The 511-nt window shown below is 49.7% G+C and carries 1 protein-coding gene; it reads right to left on the bottom strand.

Features of this window, described 5'->3' with window-relative positions; translation table 11 throughout:
- A partial coding sequence (locus R7Q11_RS29525; RefSeq protein ID WP_405532656.1) for a sodium:solute symporter family transporter occupies positions 1 to 511 on the bottom strand: 511 nt, incomplete at both ends.

The following is a 511-nucleotide window of genomic DNA, read 5'->3' on the forward strand; positions in this document are numbered from 1 at the left end:
CTAGGATGCCCGCTAGTGCGCCGTTACGGTTCATACCGCTCCAGTAAAGGCTAAGTACTACTGCAGGGCCAAATGCCGCGCCGAAGCCCGCCCAAGCGTAAGATACAAGACCTAGCACAGAGCTGTCTGGTGTCATTGCTAGGAACAATGCAATCAAAGAAATCACGATAACGCCCACACGGCCAATCATCACCACTTCTTCTGAAGAAGCATCAGGTTTGATCACTTGCTTGTAGAAGTCTTCTGCTAGTGCAGATGAAGATACTAGAAGCTGTGAATCCGCTGTACTCATTACTGCCGCTAGGATTGCTGCTAGTAGGATACCAGCAACCACTGGGTGGAATACGGTGTTCACAAGCAACATAAAGATTTTCTCGCCATCTTCTAGTTGCGTACCTGGGTGGCCAGTCACCCATAACAGACCAACTAGCCCCACTAGCATTGCACCTGCCATTGAAAGCGAAGTCCAACCCACAGCGATAAGACGCGCTGTAGTTAGGTCTTTGTTTGA

This window comes from Vibrio sp. 970 (assembly GCF_033339075.1).